The organism is Alkaliphilus transvaalensis ATCC 700919 (genome assembly GCF_000621485.1).
Lineage (GTDB): Bacteria > Bacillota > Clostridia > Peptostreptococcales > Natronincolaceae > Alkaliphilus > Alkaliphilus transvaalensis.
The window spans coordinates 142,729-159,942 of sequence record NZ_JHYF01000015.1; the positions used below are offsets into that span (position 1 = coordinate 142,729).

Annotated in this window: 19 protein-coding genes and 1 riboswitch; of the genes, 12 read left to right on the forward strand and 7 right to left on the reverse strand. The window is 32.9% G+C overall.

All coding sequences use genetic code 11. The features are described from left to right. Positions 1–32 precede the first annotated feature (32 nt). Positions 33–746 (forward strand): response regulator transcription factor, encoded by a 714-nt coding sequence (locus T335_RS0112060; protein WP_026477783.1) that lies wholly within the window; start codon positions 33–35, stop codon positions 744–746. Further along, the gene (locus T335_RS0112065) at positions 724–1,806 is read left to right on the forward strand and encodes a sensor histidine kinase (protein WP_026477784.1); all 1,083 of its coding nucleotides are present in this window, start codon (positions 724–726) and stop codon (positions 1,804–1,806) included. Before T335_RS0112060 ends, T335_RS0112065 begins: the two co-directional genes overlap by 23 nt. A 369-nt stretch (positions 1,807–2,175) precedes the next feature. On the opposite strand, the gene T335_RS22500 is transcribed toward T335_RS0112065, so the two are convergent. The 5 genes from T335_RS22500 to T335_RS0112090 form a co-directional block, all read right to left on the reverse strand. Further along, complete coding sequence (locus tag T335_RS22500; RefSeq protein WP_169735935.1) at positions 2,176–2,340, reverse strand: hypothetical protein; 165 nt, start codon at positions 2,338–2,340, stop codon at positions 2,176–2,178. A gap of 1 nt (position 2,341) precedes the next feature. Then, entirely contained in the window at positions 2,342–2,641 is a 300-nt protein-coding gene (locus T335_RS0112075; RefSeq protein WP_026477785.1) for a CD3324 family protein, read from the reverse strand. A 32-nt stretch (positions 2,642–2,673) separates the two neighbouring features. Then, complete coding sequence (locus T335_RS0112080; protein ID WP_026477786.1) at positions 2,674–3,612, reverse strand: GNAT family N-acetyltransferase; 939 nt, start codon at positions 3,610–3,612, stop codon at positions 2,674–2,676. A 173-nt stretch (positions 3,613–3,785) separates the two neighbouring features. Then, positions 3,786–4,889 carry a serine hydrolase domain-containing protein gene (locus tag T335_RS0112085; protein WP_026477787.1) on the reverse strand — a complete coding sequence of 368 codons (1,104 nt, stop codon included), beginning with the start codon at positions 4,887–4,889 and terminating at the stop codon, positions 3,786–3,788. 43 nt (positions 4,890–4,932) lie between these two features. Beyond that, positions 4,933–5,502, reverse strand: coding sequence for a TetR/AcrR family transcriptional regulator (locus T335_RS0112090; protein WP_026477788.1), 570 nt, complete (start codon positions 5,500–5,502; stop codon positions 4,933–4,935). A 213-nt stretch (positions 5,503–5,715) separates the two neighbouring features. On the opposite strand from T335_RS0112090, the gene T335_RS20600 reads away from it, so the two are divergent. Further along, on the forward strand, positions 5,716–6,414 hold the full coding sequence (locus tag T335_RS20600) for a DUF421 domain-containing protein (protein ID WP_051569289.1): 699 nt from the start codon (positions 5,716–5,718) through the stop codon (positions 6,412–6,414). 87 nt (positions 6,415–6,501) lie between these two features. Here the strand turns inward: T335_RS20600 and T335_RS0112100 are convergent, their stop codons facing one another. After that, positions 6,502–7,257 carry an MBL fold metallo-hydrolase gene (locus tag T335_RS0112100; protein WP_034328390.1) on the reverse strand — a complete coding sequence of 252 codons (756 nt, stop codon included), beginning with the start codon at positions 7,255–7,257 and terminating at the stop codon, positions 6,502–6,504. 93 nt (positions 7,258–7,350) lie between these two features. Next, positions 7,351–8,166, reverse strand: coding sequence for an adenosylmethionine decarboxylase (gene speD, locus T335_RS0112105; RefSeq protein WP_026477790.1), 816 nt, complete (start codon positions 8,164–8,166; stop codon positions 7,351–7,353). Positions 8,167–8,542: 376 nt separating this feature from the next. On the opposite strand from speD, the gene T335_RS20605 reads away from it, so the two are divergent. The 9 genes from T335_RS20605 to grdC all read left to right on the forward strand — a co-directional run. Next, the gene (locus T335_RS20605) at positions 8,543–9,007 is read left to right on the forward strand and encodes a chemotaxis protein CheX (protein ID WP_051569290.1); all 465 of its coding nucleotides are present in this window, start codon (positions 8,543–8,545) and stop codon (positions 9,005–9,007) included. A gap of 280 nt (positions 9,008–9,287) precedes the next feature. Further along, positions 9,288–9,758, forward strand: a complete 471-nt coding sequence (locus T335_RS0112115; protein ID WP_026477791.1) for a tRNA (cytidine(34)-2'-O)-methyltransferase — start codon at positions 9,288–9,290, stop codon at positions 9,756–9,758. Between the two features lie 669 nt (positions 9,759–10,427). Then, positions 10,428–10,539, forward strand: a riboswitch (glycine riboswitch). Between the two features lie 206 nt (positions 10,540–10,745). Continuing rightward, positions 10,746–11,147, forward strand: a complete 402-nt coding sequence (locus T335_RS0112120) for a GrdX family protein (RefSeq protein ID WP_034328393.1) — start codon at positions 10,746–10,748, stop codon at positions 11,145–11,147. A 40-nt stretch (positions 11,148–11,187) separates the two neighbouring features. Continuing rightward, positions 11,188–12,141 carry a thioredoxin-disulfide reductase gene (gene trxB, locus T335_RS0112125; RefSeq protein WP_026477793.1) on the forward strand — a complete coding sequence of 318 codons (954 nt, stop codon included), beginning with the start codon at positions 11,188–11,190 and terminating at the stop codon, positions 12,139–12,141. 49 nt (positions 12,142–12,190) lie between these two features. After that, complete coding sequence (trxA, locus tag T335_RS0112130) at positions 12,191–12,508, forward strand: thioredoxin TrxA (RefSeq protein WP_026477794.1); 318 nt, start codon at positions 12,191–12,193, stop codon at positions 12,506–12,508. A 60-nt stretch (positions 12,509–12,568) separates the two neighbouring features. After that, positions 12,569–13,855, forward strand: a complete 1,287-nt coding sequence (locus T335_RS0112135) for a glycine/sarcosine/betaine reductase component B subunit (RefSeq protein ID WP_026477795.1) — start codon at positions 12,569–12,571, stop codon at positions 13,853–13,855. A 54-nt stretch (positions 13,856–13,909) separates the two neighbouring features. Then, positions 13,910–14,380, forward strand: coding sequence for a glycine/sarcosine/betaine reductase complex selenoprotein A (gene grdA, locus T335_RS0112145; protein WP_084281270.1), 471 nt, complete (start codon positions 13,910–13,912; stop codon positions 14,378–14,380). Positions 14,381–14,450: 70 nt separating this feature from the next. Next, positions 14,451–15,758: a glycine reductase complex selenoprotein B gene (gene grdB / locus T335_RS0112150; RefSeq protein WP_084281272.1), complete on the forward strand. Its 1,308-nt coding sequence runs from the start codon at positions 14,451–14,453 to the stop codon at positions 15,756–15,758. Between the two features lie 183 nt (positions 15,759–15,941). Next, positions 15,942–17,214, forward strand: a 1,273-nt coding sequence (gene grdC, locus T335_RS0112160) for a glycine/sarcosine/betaine reductase complex component C subunit beta (protein ID WP_026477799.1), incomplete at its 3' end; no start/stop codon positions are given.

The following is a 17,214-nucleotide window of genomic DNA, read 5'->3' on the forward strand; positions in this document are numbered from 1 at the left end:
AGTAACATTTTAACAAAAGGAAAGTGGAGACAATGGAAAAACAAAGGATCTTAATTGTAGAGGACGAAAAGGAAATAGCTGATTTAATGGGAATCTATTTGCAGAATGATGGATATTATGTCATTAAAGCATCTACAGGGATAGAGGGGTTAAAGATTTTAGAAGGGGAAGAAATTCATTTAGTAATACTTGATATCATGATGCCAGGAATAGATGGCTTAGAAGTATGCCGTAGGATTCGCCAAGAATTAAATATTCCTATCTTAATGGTGAGTGCAAAATCGGAGGATATCGATAAAATCATGGGACTTACAACTGGGGCAGACGATTATATGACGAAACCTTTTAATCCCCTAGAATTAATTGCCAGGGTAAAATCACAGCTAAGAAGATATATTCAATTAAATCCACAGAATAATAGTGCTAAAGAAGCTGATGAAATTACTTTAAACGGTTTAACCATTAATAAAAGGACCCATAAAGTAATTTTATTTCAAAAGGAAGTAAATCTTACGCCTATTGAGTTTGACATACTTCTTTTATTGGCCAGTAACCCAGGAAGGGTTTTCACAGTTGACGAAATCTTTGAAAATGTTTGGAAGGAAGACTATTTAGAGTCTGATAATACTGTAAGGGTGCATATTCGAAAGATAAGGGATAAAATTGAAATTGATTCAAAGAAACCTTTTTTCATCAAAACAGTTTGGGGGGTAGGTTATAAATTTGAGACTACAGAGGAGTATTAGGTGGAAAATTTTATTTTTAGTTATCACAAGTTTATTTGCTTCACTGATTAGTGTCTTTATACTAATCCTTGTTGCATTATACTTGTCTAGCCATATATCATTACTATATAGAATTTTGCAGCTGCTGGACTTAACGATTGGAGCTGTACCGATAAGTATTTTGTTTGGAATAATACTATTTCTGATCTATTTCTTTGCCTTTAGTCAAAGGAGTATTTCATATCTTGAGGAAATCTCTCATAATCTTGAAAAGATCTCTCAAGGAGAATTAGATATAAAAATACCAATAAGGGCTGAAGATGAGTTTGGCGTTCTAGCGGATAATATTAATCAAATGGCCAGTAAGTTAAGGGTGTCTATGGAAGAAGAACGGAATGCTGAGAGGACAAAAAGTGATCTTGTCACAAGTGTTTCCCATGACTTACGCACACCCCTTACTTCTATACTAGGTTATTTAGAACTAATCGTTAATGATCGATACAAAGATGAGGTAGAACTTCGATATTATGTAGATATAGCCCATAATAAAGCCTTAAGCCTTAAGTCTTTAATAGATGAATTGTTTGAATTTACTAGAGTAAGCTACGGTGGTATAAGGTTGAATTTACAGAAGGTTAATATGGTAGAATTAATGGAGCAATTGGTAGAAGAGTTTGTCCCGCTATTACAAGAGGCGGATATGGTCTGCAAAATAAACCCAGTGAAGAAAGAGATATATGCTAGAATTGATGGAAGCATGATGGTTAGAGTTTTTGAAAATCTTATTATGAATGCAATTCGTTATGGGAAGGATGGGAAATTCATAAATATTGAGATTAAAGAAGAAACCTATGTGAGTATACAGGTTAAAAATTATGGTGAGCCCATTCCTTCTAAAGATTTACCCCACCTGTTCGAGCGATTTTATCGTGTAGAAAAGTCACGGACAGCTGAAACAGGTGGCACAGGGCTTGGGTTAGCAATTGCTAAAAATATAGTAGAACTTCATAAAGGCAATATTTCTGCCTATAGTAGTCATGAAGAGACGGTTTTTGAAGTGATTCTTGAGAAAGAAGAATAGGATATCAACACTAAAACCCAAAGAAATAAAACCTATAGAAGTAAAATTCAAAGAAGTAAAACCTATAGAAATAAAAAATCGCAGAAGCAATAAACTACAGAAGTAAAAAACTACAGAACTAGGATAGTAAAAAATATAATATCAAAAATAATAATACCTCCCAAGCAGGTAGTCTATTGAAATTAAAAAGACTGTCTATTTTGGAGGTATTTCTAATTTGGAATGCCTTTATTTAATTAGAAAATGAGATAACGATTTAATCGTTATAATTAATTTGACAATTATATATTAAGATAATTTAGAATTAAAATAATTAGAATTAAGATAATCTAGAATTATAGTAATCGTCAATTAATCATATAAAATTACTTATACTGTTTTATGTCGGCATCCCTTACAGACAGTCAACTTACCACCATTTGCCTGCAATACTTCGTAAAGGATCTTAATTCTTTCTTTTTTACAGATAGGGCAGGTACCCCTACCACGTGAAGGTAGGTTAATTAAGCCCTTACCTCTGGATTTTTTAGCCATATTATTCGCCTTCCTTATCTTTGTTATTTTTACCCTTAGTTTGATTATAGATTATTTTTCGAATAGATTCGTTACTCAAGCAGAAAAGCTCAGCCAATTCATCCATAGTAGAACCCTCTTTATATTTATTCAAAATCTCATTATTTCTGAAGGTAATTTCTTCTCTAGTGCCACTTTTCTTACCCCAAGTAGTTCGTACATTCTCCAATTGGGGGATATAAATTCTCTCACCTTGAACATAATTTTGTATTTCTTTGAGGAGTTCAGGAGGGAGAATATCTTTTGCGTTTTTATAATTCAATAGAGAACCCCCTTTATAGATAATAGTCTAACTTACTTTTCTAGAATCATATCTGTCCAAAATTCGAAAGAAGTGAACCCATTTTTTTCGCATGCTTCAACAGCTTCATAACAATCTCGATTGAGGTAGATACAAATTGTCTCATTAGGTTGATCTTTAAGTATTTTTTTCAGGGCTTGATTTAGCAGATATTCTCCAACATTACTATTACTATAGGCTGGATGCACTGTAAAATTATCGATCCATATCTTATCATTTTCTCGGGTAGGTAGGATTCCAGCAACAATTTTCCCTTGGGCATCCAGGATAAATTTAGAGTAAGTAGTAGTAAATTCTTGCTTAAACATTTCGATAAATTCTTCAAAGGTGCAATTAGTGAAGTATTGATAATTTTTAGTTGATTCATTTCTGTAATAAAAATCTATTACATCTTCTAACATTTCTTCTGAAAAATTTACTACCCTTAGACTTGAATTTAGAAGATTTACAATTGGAGTAGGTTCTGTTTCTGTTTCACCATCTTCTAACTTCATATACATCCGATACTTAGGGTTAAAACCATTTTTAATAATTGTAGGAATTAAATAGTGAGAAAGGGTTGGGAAATACTCAATTTCACCATATTCAAGGGATTGAATGATAAATTTTTTCGAATCATCTTCACGTAAAAACCACTCTTTAAGATTAGGAATGGACTTTTCAATAATTTCAAATCGCTTATTCCAGTTTGATGGTAAGATTAGTGTAGCCCTTAATGTATCATCCCCTGGAGTTAAATGATATAAATGATAGAGACAATACTCATCATCTACATAGTCAATAAGATATATCCCCTTTTCACTAAAGGTCTTGTATTTATCAAAGTTATGATAGGGGATTCTAACAAAGGGTAACATAGGGATAAAGTGCTTTTTACCATATTCAATTTTTTCTGCAAAATCATGCATTGTTTCCGAAGTAATTTTTAACATAATTACACCTCCATTGATTATTTATAAATAAAATATATATAAATTGTAATAAAATGCTGTATCTTTATTTTCCCATAGAACAGCTAGAAAAAAAAGGTAAAAAACAAGTGTAATTGTTTTTTACCAATTTAAATTTAATTATAGATGATTGTATATTTTCATTAGATGTTGTTTTAAGATGGGGCCTTCTTAAGAAGAATATCAATTGCCTTAAACATTAAGCGTATGCCTTTTCTATGATAACGGAAGTTATTTAAGCTTCCAATAAAATAGGAGTCTGTTAAAGGGTGATAAAACATAAAAGAACCTATTGAACCGGCATTACCCCAGACATTATATTTTGAGGGCATGACTAAAGGGATTGTTTTGAAGTTCATTAATCCATAACCATAATCGATACCAATAAAGAACAAGTTGAAGAAGCCTGCCCAATCTTTCATCTTTTCAAAAGTTTCTTCCTTAATAAGTTTGTGATGGACTAATGCCTTCATAAATTTTAGTAAATCTTCTGCAGGGGCTACAATACCTCCACCTGCATAGTCATCCTTTAGAATGCTAAAATCCTTTGCATTGACCCCCTTCATATAGACATCTGCTACTGAAATAGCACTTTTTTTCTTTGGTTCTGAATGACTTGCTAGATAGGAATGGTGCATTTCCAGAGGGCTAAAGATATAATAGTCCATAGCTTCTGCTAAAGGCATCTTCGTAATTTTTTCTAGGATTAAACCCAGTAGATGATATCCTGTATCAGAGTAGTGAAAGCCTCTTCCGGGAGGGAAATGAGTTTTTAAATTTGATTTTGACCAGAGAATAATCTCCCGTGGCTTCCAACTTCGATATGGATCATCTTCAATCATTTGAAGCATTGATTTCCCATTTTTCGGTGTATCCTCAAAATAATCATTTAATCCAGAGGTATGGTTCATTAAATGCTTTATTTTTATTTGATCAGTATAATCTATGCCTTTATATATATGCAGACCTTTTAGTAGTTCTTCATCTAGATAGAGGGAAATAGAATCATCGAAGAAAATTTCATTTTTTTCAACTAGAATGCTAGTAAGAACAGATGTAAAAAGCTTTCCGATACTGGCAATGTGAAAAGGTTGGTTCGGTACAGAGGCTACCCCTTCTGTGGTACCTTCTGCCATGTTTAGGTGAAGGTTATATTTATCAGAATGAATAAGCATAAAGGCATTTTTTATATTTTTATCTTTTTGAATTGCTTTTTTAAAGAAGTCCTTAAGTTGGTTTTCAAGATGAGTTTTATCCATTAAAATCCCTCCAATTTAAACTAAAATTTAAATGAATACCCATTCATTTTATTTTTGAAGCTGTAGAGTAGACAATATCTCTTGCGGTATCATCTAAAAGTCTTTTAATGTAGTTTTCGGTTATGTTTTGTGGCAAAAGATTATTTGCTACCATTACTGAAAGTCCAGTTTGAAAGATTCGCATCTTAAGAAGAATAGTCTGTAGCTCCATATCGGAAAAATCTGCAAGTTCAGGGTCTTTTCTCATCTCTTCAATCAGAAATTCTCCCATGTCTTCATCATAATTTTTCATGTATTGATTGCTATTCATCATCATGTCTTTAAACAGGAGACTATATTCCTTTGCAAACCTCAAGCTGGCTACACCGATATCACGGAAGGGGCTACCTGTATTTTCTTCTAAATATATTTGATGACTGATTTGATATACTTTTTTTATAACTTCTTCTATTAATTCATCGATATTATTAAAATTGACGTAAATGGGGGCGATAGAACTTCCAAGTTTTTCAGCCACTTTTCTAATAGTAATACTATTAATCCCTTCTATTTTAGCAATTTCAAAGCCTGTATTAATTATTGCTTCTTTAGAAAATTTCTTTTTCGGTGCCATACACATCCTCCTAAAGCAAGTATAATGTTTGATATATAACGTTTGATACGTATTAATTATAGAGCATATGGAAAATAAAAGCAATAGCATACAATAAAAAAACAGGGATCTGATTCTTCAAATTAGAAATTGAGACCACTGTCTATATTCAACAAAATAGGAGATAATACAAAAATAGAAAACCAACTAAGTAAATTATAAGTAGGTGAAACTATGTTTGGGTCATCAATTTCTCAATTGACAGTAGAACTAACGATAGGTTTTTTTGCTTTATTTGTTGTTACTAAGATTACAAGAAAATCACAAATAAATCAGATTACCCCCTTTGATTTCATATCAGCTATTGTTCTTGGAGAACTGCTGGGTAACGCAATTTATGATGAAAAGGTTAGAATATGGACTATTATGTATGCCTTAGCTCTTTGGGGAATTTTAATGGTTTTTATTGAAAAAATAACACAAAAATTAAGAAGAACAAGGAAATTATTAGAAGGAGAACCAGCGATTATTATTAGAAATGGACAAATTGATTATAACGTTATAAAAAAAGAAAAATTAGATATTAATGAATTGTTAAGTCTATTAAGGCAAAAGGATGCCTTTTCGATTCGAGAAATAGAGTTTGCAATTTTGGAACAGAGTGGGAATATTAGTGTATTAAAAAAATCTAAATATGAAAGTGCTACTATTGAAGATTTAAATCTACAAGAACATCCTGTATATCTGCCAATTACCTTAATCCTCGATGGAGAGATCATAAAAAATAATTTATATGCCATAGGGCATGACGAAAATTGGTTATTCAATCAAATTCGTAAAGCAGGAGAGAAAAATATAGAAAACATTTTCTATGCAGATTGGAAACAAGATGAAGGTATCCATGTTGTACCTCGAAATAATTCTCAAAAATAATCTTAATCTAAACTAAATTTGATATGACCAATTTAAAAATATAGCTCCCTTTACGTTACTTCATTATTCATAAAGGGAGCAGCTTTATTATGCTTTTATATATTCGATTACTTGACCACGTTCCTTTAAAACGATGGTAGGAACTGAAATATTAGAAACTTTGTTAGCAAATTCTTCAGTAATTTTAAAATTACTTGCAAAGTGCATGGGAATCAATAGCTTTGGTTTTATGGTATGGGCAAAATATTCGCCACCTAAATAGTAATATTCCTCTAAACGTGGGTCGACGGGGACAAAGGCTATATCGATAGACTCAGTAATTTGATTAACCTCTTTTTTGAAATCTTCTTCTTCTTTAAGCTGAGCTTCTGGGGTAAAACTTTTCCAATGCCACCAATTAAGATCGCCCCCATGATAAATACTTAAATGATCAACTTCCACTAGAAAGGATACACCTCTGTCGGTGGTACCATAGGTTTTAACCTTAACTAAGTTATGTAACTGTAATTCTAATGATTGATTGGTCCGCATCACATAAATATTACGAATGTTAGAAGGAACAATACAGTCATCTCCTAATATATAAGTAATATCTGGATTTACTTCTTGCCAGTTAAAAATTACAGGATTAAAGTGATCACCATGATTATGGGAAACAAAAACGATAACATTTTTCTTATGTTTTAGCAAATCTGGATTAATAACACCCTTTTCAAGACTTCTAACTTGATTATTATCCTCAACTTCATCCATGTAATAATCAAAAATTAGAAAGTAATTCTCAGTTTCTACAGCAAAGCCACTATGATAAAGATGGTGGATTTTTCCTTTAACCATATCCATTAGATTACCTCCTACAATTAGTTATAGTATAATGATACCAGAAATTCAGTAAAAATAAACAAAAGGTTACAGATTGATTCTGTAACCTTTAAATTAAACCTTGGGTATATTTCTTCCGTAGAAGATTTCTGCCATTTCTTTCTTTAATCTTTGCTTAATTTTTTTCTTTTCACCAGGAAGAAGGTCTTTCTTATTAATACCGAAAAGATAGTTGTCTAAGTCAAACTCTTTAAGAATCATTTTCGTATGGAAAATATTTTCTTGATATACATTTACATCTATCATTTGGTACCTATTTCTAGTTTCACTAGCAATATAGTTCTGAATAGAATTAATTTTATGATCAATAAAGAACTTTTTACCAGTTACGTCTCTAGTAAAGCCTCTTACTCTGTAATCAACATACATAATATCAGAGTCAAAGCTGTGAATTAGATAGTTTAAAGCCTTCAACGGTGAAATGTGACCACATGTAGACACATCGATATCTGCTCTAAAAGTACTAATTCCTTCATCCGGATGACTTTCTGGATAGGTATGAACAGTAATGTGACTTTTATCAAGATGAGCAACCACACCATCTGGTAATGGACCAGGAGCTTCACTTTCGTGATCAGGCGTATGCTCAGATGTTACCAGACCTTCAGAAACTAGCATTGTTACACTGGCACCCTGTGGGTCATAATCTTGTTTAGCAATATTTAATACGTTAGCACCAATAATGTTAGCTACATTAGTAAGAATATTAGTTAATCTTTCTGCATTATATTGTTCATCAATATATTCAATATAATTTTTACGGTCTTCCACAGTTTTAGCATAACAGATATCATACATATTAAAACTTAAGGTTTTTGTTAAGTTATTAAATCCATATAGTTTTAGTTTTTTCAACGGTTTAACATCCATCTTTTATTTAGCAACCTCCTTTGTGTTTATCTATTTTAACAAATAATAATATTATTTATTATTCCTTGCGAATTCAATTATAAACCTCTTAGAGAAATATATCAAGTAGTTAGAATAACATAATGAAAATTATATTAATAATTAATGTTTATTAGATAAAATTATCAAGTAAAATTGGGAGGATAATACCTATTACTGCCAATTCCTCTGATATACAGCCTTTTTATCAACTTCAAATTCAGTTACAGAACTTAAGTGAAAAGGAAAAATTGAATGAAAATTGTCACTCTTTACGGAAAAATAGCAAAAAAAGTCATAGATAAATCTAAATTTATGATATAATCACAATAGGATAAATCATGGAGGTATAATGAAGATGAAAGAACAACTAGTCAAACCATTCTTAAAAGCGTTACAAGACATATTAAATCAAATAACCGGAATGTCTATGGAGATTATAGATACAAATAATAATGCAGATAAGTGCTTTACAAAGGATGTAGCAATAATGATCGGTATTACTGGACAGTTAGAAGGGCAGACCATCATTAATTTAGATGAAACACTTGCAAAGGTCATTGCTTCAAACATGATGGGAGGTATGACTGTAACAGAACTAGACGAAATATCTAAAAGTGCTGTTGCTGAACTAGGTAATATGGTATTAGGGAATGCAGCCATTCAATTGTCTAATGAAGGATGTATCATTGACATAACACCTCCAACGTTAGTAACGAAAGAAGTTAATTATCAAGTTATAGAAAACCAACCAATTGTTTCAACAGTTCTACAAAACAATTTTGGAGAAATTGAAATGAATTTAGCTTTAAAGGTAAAATAAAAATAATTTATTATGGGCATAAATATCTGAGGAAATTGCATCATACTATCAATATGAATTTATATAGGCTTTATACAAATATGAAATATAATATATTCTTCATTGAATAATAAATACTAAGGTTTTCATTTTGAATTAATATAAATTAATATAAATTTAAAATCAATTATGCAATCTCTTGTTCTAAATAGAATTCTATAATAAGGAAACTCTTATAATAAAATGAGATTTTCAGTAACTTTGTTAGATAAGCGTAAATAGTAGCTGGAGGTAGAAGAATATGCCATTGAATATTATATTGTTTGAACCAGAAATCCCACAAAACACAGGAAATATAGCGAGAACTTGTGTAATTACAGACACCGTATTACATATTATAGGACCGATGGGCTTCTCTCTAGATGAAAAACATGTAAAAAGAGCAGGACTAGATTACTGGGAGTTGTTGGACCTTAGGTATTATGACAACTACGAAGCCTTCTTAGAAGCTAATCCAGAGGCTTTGATCTATTATTGTGAAACGAGAACCCAGAATATTTATACAGATGTTTCTTATCCAGAAAATTGCTATATTATGTTTGGAAAAGAAACGACGGGTATCCCGAAAAAAATTCTAGAGGACAATCTAGAGACTTGCATTAGAATTCCAATGCTACAAAATGAAAAAGCCAGATCATTAAACTTATCAAATACTGTAGCCATTGTAGTTTATGAAGTATTACGTCAATGGAGATATCCAAATATGATTTAAGAATTGAGGAAATTGCACAATTAATAAAAGACAGATATTAATAGAAAATAAAAAATCTTTTCCCACTGGGGGGACAGGGGTTTTAATATTGTATAGAAGCAAAATAAATTTATTAAGAATTAATAAGGTATCATGCAATTTCCTTAATAAAATGAAAAATATAATTTAGATCAGTATAAAGAATAAGTTACCTCTAAATATTTAGACATTGGGTAACTTTTTTTATGCACTCAATTATTTTTTAAACTGTATTTGATTTTTTATAGTACATAGGAAACTATGGTCTTTTAATGATTATAATCGTCATAATTTTCTGTAATGTATTTCAACACAAGCCTACCACTAAATTTTGCGTAGGAAGGCTTTGTTCTTGAGTTCAATTATTATTATTTTTATTATTATGAATTTCAATAGTAGCCTACAGGTCTATAGATAAGCTTTTATAAAGATCCTAAGGAATTGTCCATAAAAAAATAAATAAATAACTCACAAAAATTAGGTATATCAATAAAAAGCATAAATAAATAAATGCAGAATTATGATAAAAAAATAACAAAAAATACTTGCTAATATTATTCCCCTGTAATATAATGAAATTAACTAATAAATGGAATAAAAAATGTTTTATAATAATAGTTATTTATTAATAAAACTTAATAAATTAACTGAATGATAGATGCGGGAGAGACTCATAATCCTTGTTGGATTGAGCGCCGAAGGAAGAAGCTAAAAAAAGCCACTTTTTAGTGAACATCTCAGGCAAAAGGACCGTGTTTGGACAGTACTCTGGAAAGCGGGAGCACCGAAGGAGCAACTTCTATAGATACTCTGGTATATTGAGGATCTGTAGAAAGAATCTCTCAGGTTAAATAAACAGAGATAACTATGCAATAGGCGTTGTCATAGTTATCTTTTTTGTATTTTTGTTAGATTTAAATAGTTTGAGATAGATCACAAATGGATATATTTATAAACGGGGTGTAAAATATGATTTGTAAAAAAGTGACGATTATTACTAACAATAGCAATGTTTGTGGAAAATATGACAAAAAATATCAAATTAACTATACAGATGGTACTTTATTAGATGTTTTAAAAATAACAAGAGATAAGATTCATGATGGTTATAAATTATTAAGTCACCCCCTATCAGGTAGTGTTAAACCAAATGAAACTGTTTATAAAAGTGTAATAGTTTCTAATGAAAAGGGGAATCTAGATATTGAATCACTAATGTTCATAGAATCTGCCATAGAAACAGCTGAAAAGTTTATTAATATGAAGCAACCACCTAGTTGGAATAATGAAATTTTGTCAGATTTTAGAGAAATTGATTGCACCCTAATTGATAGTGCTATTGAAAGTATGGAAACTTATAGTAAAATATAATAGTACCTAAACAATACAAAAGCAAGGAGTGAATGATTTCATGGAAAAAATTTATGACGTAGTAATTATTGGGGCAGGCCCTGCTGGTTTATCAGCTGGATTATATGCAGCTAGAGCAAAAATGTCAGCCTTAATTTTAGAAAAATCTAAAACTGGAGGTCAAATTGCATCAACAGAAGAGGTAGCAAATTACCCTGGTTCAATTGAAAATGCTTCAGGACCTTCTCTAGTAGCAAGAATGGTAGAGCAATGTAAGGAATTTGGCGCGGAAATGGAAAAAGATACTATTGTTTCTGTTAAATTCGATGAAAAAATCAAGGTACTAGTTGGAGAAAAAAATACATACTATGCTAGGTCAGTGATAGCAGCACCAGGTGCTAGCCCTAGATTATTAGATGTTCCAGGTGAGAAAGAGTTTACTGGTAAAGGTGTATCCTATTGTGCAACTTGCGATGCCGACTTCTTTACAGATTTTGAAGTCTTCGTAGTTGGAGGTGGAGATTCAGCAGTTGAAGAAGCAATTTTTATGACTAGATTTGCTCGTAAAGTTACAATCGTTCATCGAAGAGATGAATTATCAGCTGCAAAGTCTATTCAAGAAAAGGCTTTTAAGAACCCTAAAATTGATTTTATGTGGGATACAGTAATTACAGAAATAAAAGGAGATGGGGTTGTTGAGGCCATTACCCTTAAAAATGTTAAGACAGGTGAAACAACAGAACATCAAGCCCATGAAGATGATGGTACTTTTGGAATCTTTGTATTTGTTGGTTATCTCCCACAAACAGGAATCTTTAAAGATCTGTTAGATATGGATAAAGCAGGATACTTTATCACAGATGATAACATGAAGACAAATATTCCTGGCGTCTTTGCAGCAGGAGACTGTAGAGTAAAGTCTCTAAGACAGGTGGTAACTGCAGTATCAGATGGTGCTATTGCAGCAGTTCAAGCAGAAAAGTATGTTGAAAATAATTTTCATGACGAAGCGTAATCAATTTTATAATATATGAATTTGCTTTATATTTAAGGAGGTGAAGAGGATGTTAGCAGTTGACAAAGATACTTTTGAAGCAGAAGTTTTGCAGGCAGAAGGATATGTGTTAGTAGACTTTTGGAGTGATGGATGCGAACCTTGTAAAGCATTAATGCCAGATATTGAGGCATTAGAAGAGCAATATGGAAGTCAAATTAAGTTTGTAAAGCTTAACACAACTCAAGCAAGAAGACTTGCTATTAAAGAGAAGGTGTTAGGTCTTCCGACAATCTCCATGTACAAAGATGGAAGTAAGATTGAAGAAGTTACTAAAGAAGATGCAAACAAAGGAAACATTGAGGCAATGATTAAAAAATACTTATAATTTAATATTGGGCCTTTTGTAATAAAAAGGCCCTTTGATAAATAAAGGGAGGTGAAGCTTGTGCGATTAGAATTAGGTAAAATCTTTATAAATGATGTACAATTCGCTGACACTACGAAAGTAGAGAATGGCGTGCTATACATTAATAAAGAAGAAATGATTCAAGTAATTGGTGGAGATGAGCACATTAAAAGTATTGACATTGAATTAGCTCATCCAGGTGAAGAAGTTAGAATAACACCTGTAAAGGATGTTATCGAGCCAAGGGTAAAGGTTGAAGGACCAGGAGGGATTTTCCCAGGAGTATTAAGTAAAGTTGATACTGTTGGTAGTGGTCGCACACATGCATTAAAAAATGTTGCGGTTGTTACAGCTGGTAAAATTGTTGGTTTCCAAGAGGGAATCATCGATATGACTGGCCCAGGAGCAGAATATACACCCTTCTCACAATTACACAATGTAGTGGTAATTGCAGAACCTATTGATGGTTTAAAACAATATGACCATGAAGCAGCTGTAAGAATGATTGGCTTTAAAGCAGCTGAATACCTTGGAAAAGTTGCTAAAGATCTTCAACCAGATGAAGTAAAGGTTTATGAAACTGAACCAATCTTCGAATCTGCTCAGAAGTATCCTAATCTTCCAAAGATTGGATACGTTTATATGCTTCAAACACAAGGACTTCTTCATGACACCTATGTATATGGGGTAGATGCAAAGAAAATTGTACCAACTTTATTATACCCAACAGAAATTATGGATGGGGCAATTATTAGTGGTAACTGTGTTTCTGCTTGCGATAAGAACCCAACCTATGTTCACTTAAATAATGGGATTATAGAAGAACTTTATGAACAACATGGTAAAGAAATTAACTTTGTTGGTGTAATCATCACAAATGAAAACGTTTATCTTGCTGACAAAGAAAGATCTTCTAACTGGACAGCTAAACTTTGCAGATATTTAGGGCTAGATGGAGTTATTGTATCCCAAGAAGGATTTGGTAATCCAGACACAGACTTAATCATGAACTGCAAAAAGATTGAAAGAGAAGGCATTAAAACTGTTATCGTTACAGATGAATATGCTGGAAGAGACGGTGCTTCTCAATCATTAGCTGATGCAGATGCAAGCGCAAATGCCGTTGTTACAAATGGTAATGCAAATGAAACCATCATCTTACCTCCAATGAAAAAGGTTATTGGGACTACAAAGTTTGTAGATGTAATTGCTGGTGGATTCGATGGCAGTTTAAGACCTGATGGTAGCATTGAAGTAGAAATTCAAGCCATCACAGGAGCTACCAATGAGACAGGCTTTGTAAAATTAACAGCAAAAGGATACTAATAATTAGATAATTGGTAAAAATGATAAATAGAAAAATATGAAAGGATGGTCAAGATGTCTATATTTGATGGAAAGAAAATTATCATCATTGGCGATAGAGATGGAATTCCAGGTCCAGCTATCGAAGAATGTCTAAAGACAACTGGGGCAGAAGTATTATTCTCTGCAACAGAATGTTTTGTCTGAACCGCTGCAGGCGCGATGGACCTAGAAAACCAAAAGAGAGTTAAGGATTATACTGAGAAGTTCGGTGCAGAAAATGTTATCGTAATCCTTGGTGCAGCTGAAGCTGAATCTGCTGGATTAGCGGCAGAAACTGTTACAGCAGGAGATCCTACTTTTGCAGGTCCTTTAGCGGGAGTCCAGTTAGGACTTAAAGTATTACATGCAGTAGAAGGTGAATTTAAAGAAAATGTAGATGCTACTGTATTTGATGATCAAATCGGTATGATGGAAATGGTACTTGATGTAGATGCTATTTCTGAAGAAATGACGAATATTAGAAATGAATTTAGTAAATACTAATTAGTTAGGCTTTACTTTATTAATAAATTAACGACAATTTCCGCGTATAAATTTGGAGAGGGGGGAAATTATGAGCAAAAAAAGAATCGTTCATTATATCAACCAATTCTTTGCTGGAATCGGTGGAGAAGAAAAGGCTGATATTAAACCTGAAGTAAGAGAAGGCGTTGTTGGACCAGGTATGGCGATTAATACTGCCATGAAGGATGATGCTGAAATCGTAGCAACCATCATTTGTGGAGACTCTTATTTCAATGAAAATGTAGAAGAAGCTAAGGCTACAATCATTGATATGGTGAAAGAATATAATCCTGACTTGTTTATAGCAGGTCCAGCTTTTAATGCTGGTCGTTACGGAGTAGCCTGCGGTACAATTGCTAAAACTGTAGCAGACGAATTACAAATTCCCGTATTATCTGGTATGTATATAGAAAATCCAGGGGCGGATATGTTTAAAAAGAGTATCTACATTACCCAAACAGGAGATTCAGCAGCTGCTATGAGAAAAGCTGTCCCAGATATGACGGCTCTTGCTCTTAAATTAATTAGAGGTGAAGAAGTAGGTTCACCAGCAGAGGACAAATATATTCCAAGAGGAATTAGAAAAAATTACTTTGCTCAAGAAAGAGGTTCAAAAAGAGCTGTTAATATGTTATTAAAGAAGCTTAAGGGTGAAGAATTTGTTACAGAATATCCTATGCCAGATTTTGATAGAGTAGAACCAATGCCAGCTGTTAAAGATTTAGCTAAGGCAAAAATTGCTCTTGTTACCTCTGGTGGTATTGTACCAAAGAATAACCCAGACAGAATCGAATCTTCTAGTGCTTCTAAATATGGAGAATACGATATTTCTAGTTTCGATAACTTAACAGAAGCTGATCATGAAACTGCCCATGGTGGATATGATCCAGTTTATGCTAATATCGACCCAGATAGAGTACTACCCGTTGATGTTTTAAGAGATCTTGAAAAGGAAGGCGTAATTGGAGAATTGTATAAGTACTTCTACACGACAGTAGGAAACGGTACATCTGTTGCCAATTCTAAAGCCTTCGCAGCAGAATTTGCTAAAAAATTAGTAGCAGATGGTGTTCAAGCAGTTATCCTTACCTCCACCTGAGGTACCTGTACACGTTGCGGTGCAACGATGGTAAAGGAAGTTGAAAGAGCAGGTATTCCTGTAGTACACATTTGTACAGTAGTACCAATTTCTTTAACAGTAGGAGCTAACAGAATTGTTCCTGCAATAGCAATTCCACATCCATTAGGAAATCCTGCATTGGATGCTAATGAAGAAAAGAATTTAAGAAGAAAAATTGTTATGAAGTCTTTAGAGGCTTTAACAACTGAAGTAGACGGTCAAACTGTATTTGAATAGAATATGGGTGCCGGTTGTTAGGAGCAACCGGCATTTATTCTATCTCCGATAGGAAAATTATGTAGAATAATTGAATCAGTCATAATTTCCTAGTCCTTTGATTTTAGCTATTTTAAATAGTAAAAGAGGTAAACAGTCAAACATTAAGTATAAGGATGTTTAAATTATTTGGAGGTGAATCTTATGGCATATTCAGTAGTAAAGGGTGGAGGATACGTTTTAATCCATACACCAGATATGATTACCCATAACGGAACAACACAGACAACCGAAAGATTAGTTAATCCAGATTCAGAATATCTTAAAAAGTTACCTAATTACTATCGTTCATTTGAAGAAGTAATTAGCTATCCGCCAAACCAAGCGTATATTGGAACTATAAAGCCTGAAGATTTAAGAAACTATGAAATGCCTTGGTATAAGCAAAAGGTAGAAGGGGCAACTAGAACTGGTAAGCATGGTGAAATTATGCCACAGGATGAATTTATTGCCCTAATTAAAATGGTGGATGTTTTTGACTTAGTTAAACTAGATAAAGAATTTACTGGGATGGTTAAGCCTAAAATGGAAGCCCATCCATTAATGACTGCAGAATTAGTGGCTAAGTTAAAAGATGGAGATGATTTAGCAGATATCGAAAAATTTATTAATGAAGAACATGCAGAGGCCCTATACCACAATGATAAAATAGTTGGTTGTGTGAAGAGAGCCCATGATATAGATCCAAACTTAAATGCCCATGTTATTTTTGAGAACTTAGTGGTTAAGGCATCAGGAGTCCTTGCCTTCCAACATTTATTAGATAAAAACAACGTTGATGTTACAACAATTGATTATGTTATAGAGTGTTCAGAAGAAGCCTGCGGAGATATGAACCAAAGAGGTGGTGGAAACTTCGCAAAGGCAATTGCAGAAACAGTAGGTGCTGTTAATGCAACAGGTTCTGATACAAGAGGTTTCTGTGCAGCACCAACCCACGCTTTAATTGAAGCAGCAGCATTAGTACAATCGGGCGTATTTGAAAATGTAGTAATCGTAGCCGGTGGAGCGACAGCAAAACTTGGTATGAATGGAAAAGATCATATTAAGAAAGAGATACCAGTACTAGAAGATGTACTAGGTGGATTTGCTGTACTAATTAGTAAAAATGATGGCGTACACCCAGTTTTAAGAACAGATCTGGTAGGAAGACATAAGGTTGGAACAGGATCAGCACCACAAAACGTAATTACAGCATTAATTACAGAGCCACTAGATAAAGGTGGTTTAAAGATTACTGATGTAGATAAGTACTCAGTAGAAATGCAAAACCCAGACATCACTAAGCCAGCAGGAGCAGGAGATGTACCAGAGGCTAACTATAAAATGATTGCAGCCCTAGGGGTTAAGAGGGGTGAATTAGAAAGAACAGCAGTAAATTCTTTCGTTGAAAAGCATGGTATGCCAGGTTGGGCAC

Excerpts from the sequence above, each read along its gene's own strand:
- T335_RS0112100 (WP_034328390.1), bottom strand. The coding sequence starts at position 7,257 with ATGGATATGGTTAAAGGAAAAATCCACCATCTTTATCATAGTGGCTTT.
- T335_RS0112115 (WP_026477791.1), top strand. The coding sequence starts at position 9,288 with ATGCCATTGAATATTATATTGTTTGAACCAGAAATCCCACAAAACACA.
- speD (WP_026477790.1), bottom strand. The coding sequence starts at position 8,166 with ATGGATGTTAAACCGTTGAAAAAACTAAAACTATATGGATTTAATAAC.
- T335_RS20605 (WP_051569290.1), top strand. The coding sequence starts at position 8,543 with ATGAAAGAACAACTAGTCAAACCATTCTTAAAAGCGTTACAAGACATA.
- T335_RS0112080 (WP_026477786.1), bottom strand. The coding sequence starts at position 3,612 with ATGTTAAAAATTACTTCGGAAACAATGCATGATTTTGCAGAAAAAATT.
- T335_RS20600 (WP_051569289.1), top strand. The coding sequence starts at position 5,716 with ATGTTTGGGTCATCAATTTCTCAATTGACAGTAGAACTAACGATAGGT.
- T335_RS0112120 (WP_034328393.1), top strand. The coding sequence starts at position 10,746 with ATGATTTGTAAAAAAGTGACGATTATTACTAACAATAGCAATGTTTGT.
- T335_RS0112090 (WP_026477788.1), bottom strand. The coding sequence starts at position 5,502 with ATGGCACCGAAAAAGAAATTTTCTAAAGAAGCAATAATTAATACAGGC.
- T335_RS0112060 (WP_026477783.1), top strand. The coding sequence starts at position 33 with ATGGAAAAACAAAGGATCTTAATTGTAGAGGACGAAAAGGAAATAGCT.
- trxB (WP_026477793.1), top strand. The coding sequence starts at position 11,188 with ATGGAAAAAATTTATGACGTAGTAATTATTGGGGCAGGCCCTGCTGGT.
- T335_RS22500 (WP_169735935.1), bottom strand. The coding sequence starts at position 2,340 with ATGGCTAAAAAATCCAGAGGTAAGGGCTTAATTAACCTACCTTCACGT.
- trxA (WP_026477794.1), top strand. The coding sequence starts at position 12,191 with ATGTTAGCAGTTGACAAAGATACTTTTGAAGCAGAAGTTTTGCAGGCA.
- T335_RS0112085 (WP_026477787.1), bottom strand. The coding sequence starts at position 4,889 with ATGGATAAAACTCATCTTGAAAACCAACTTAAGGACTTCTTTAAAAAA.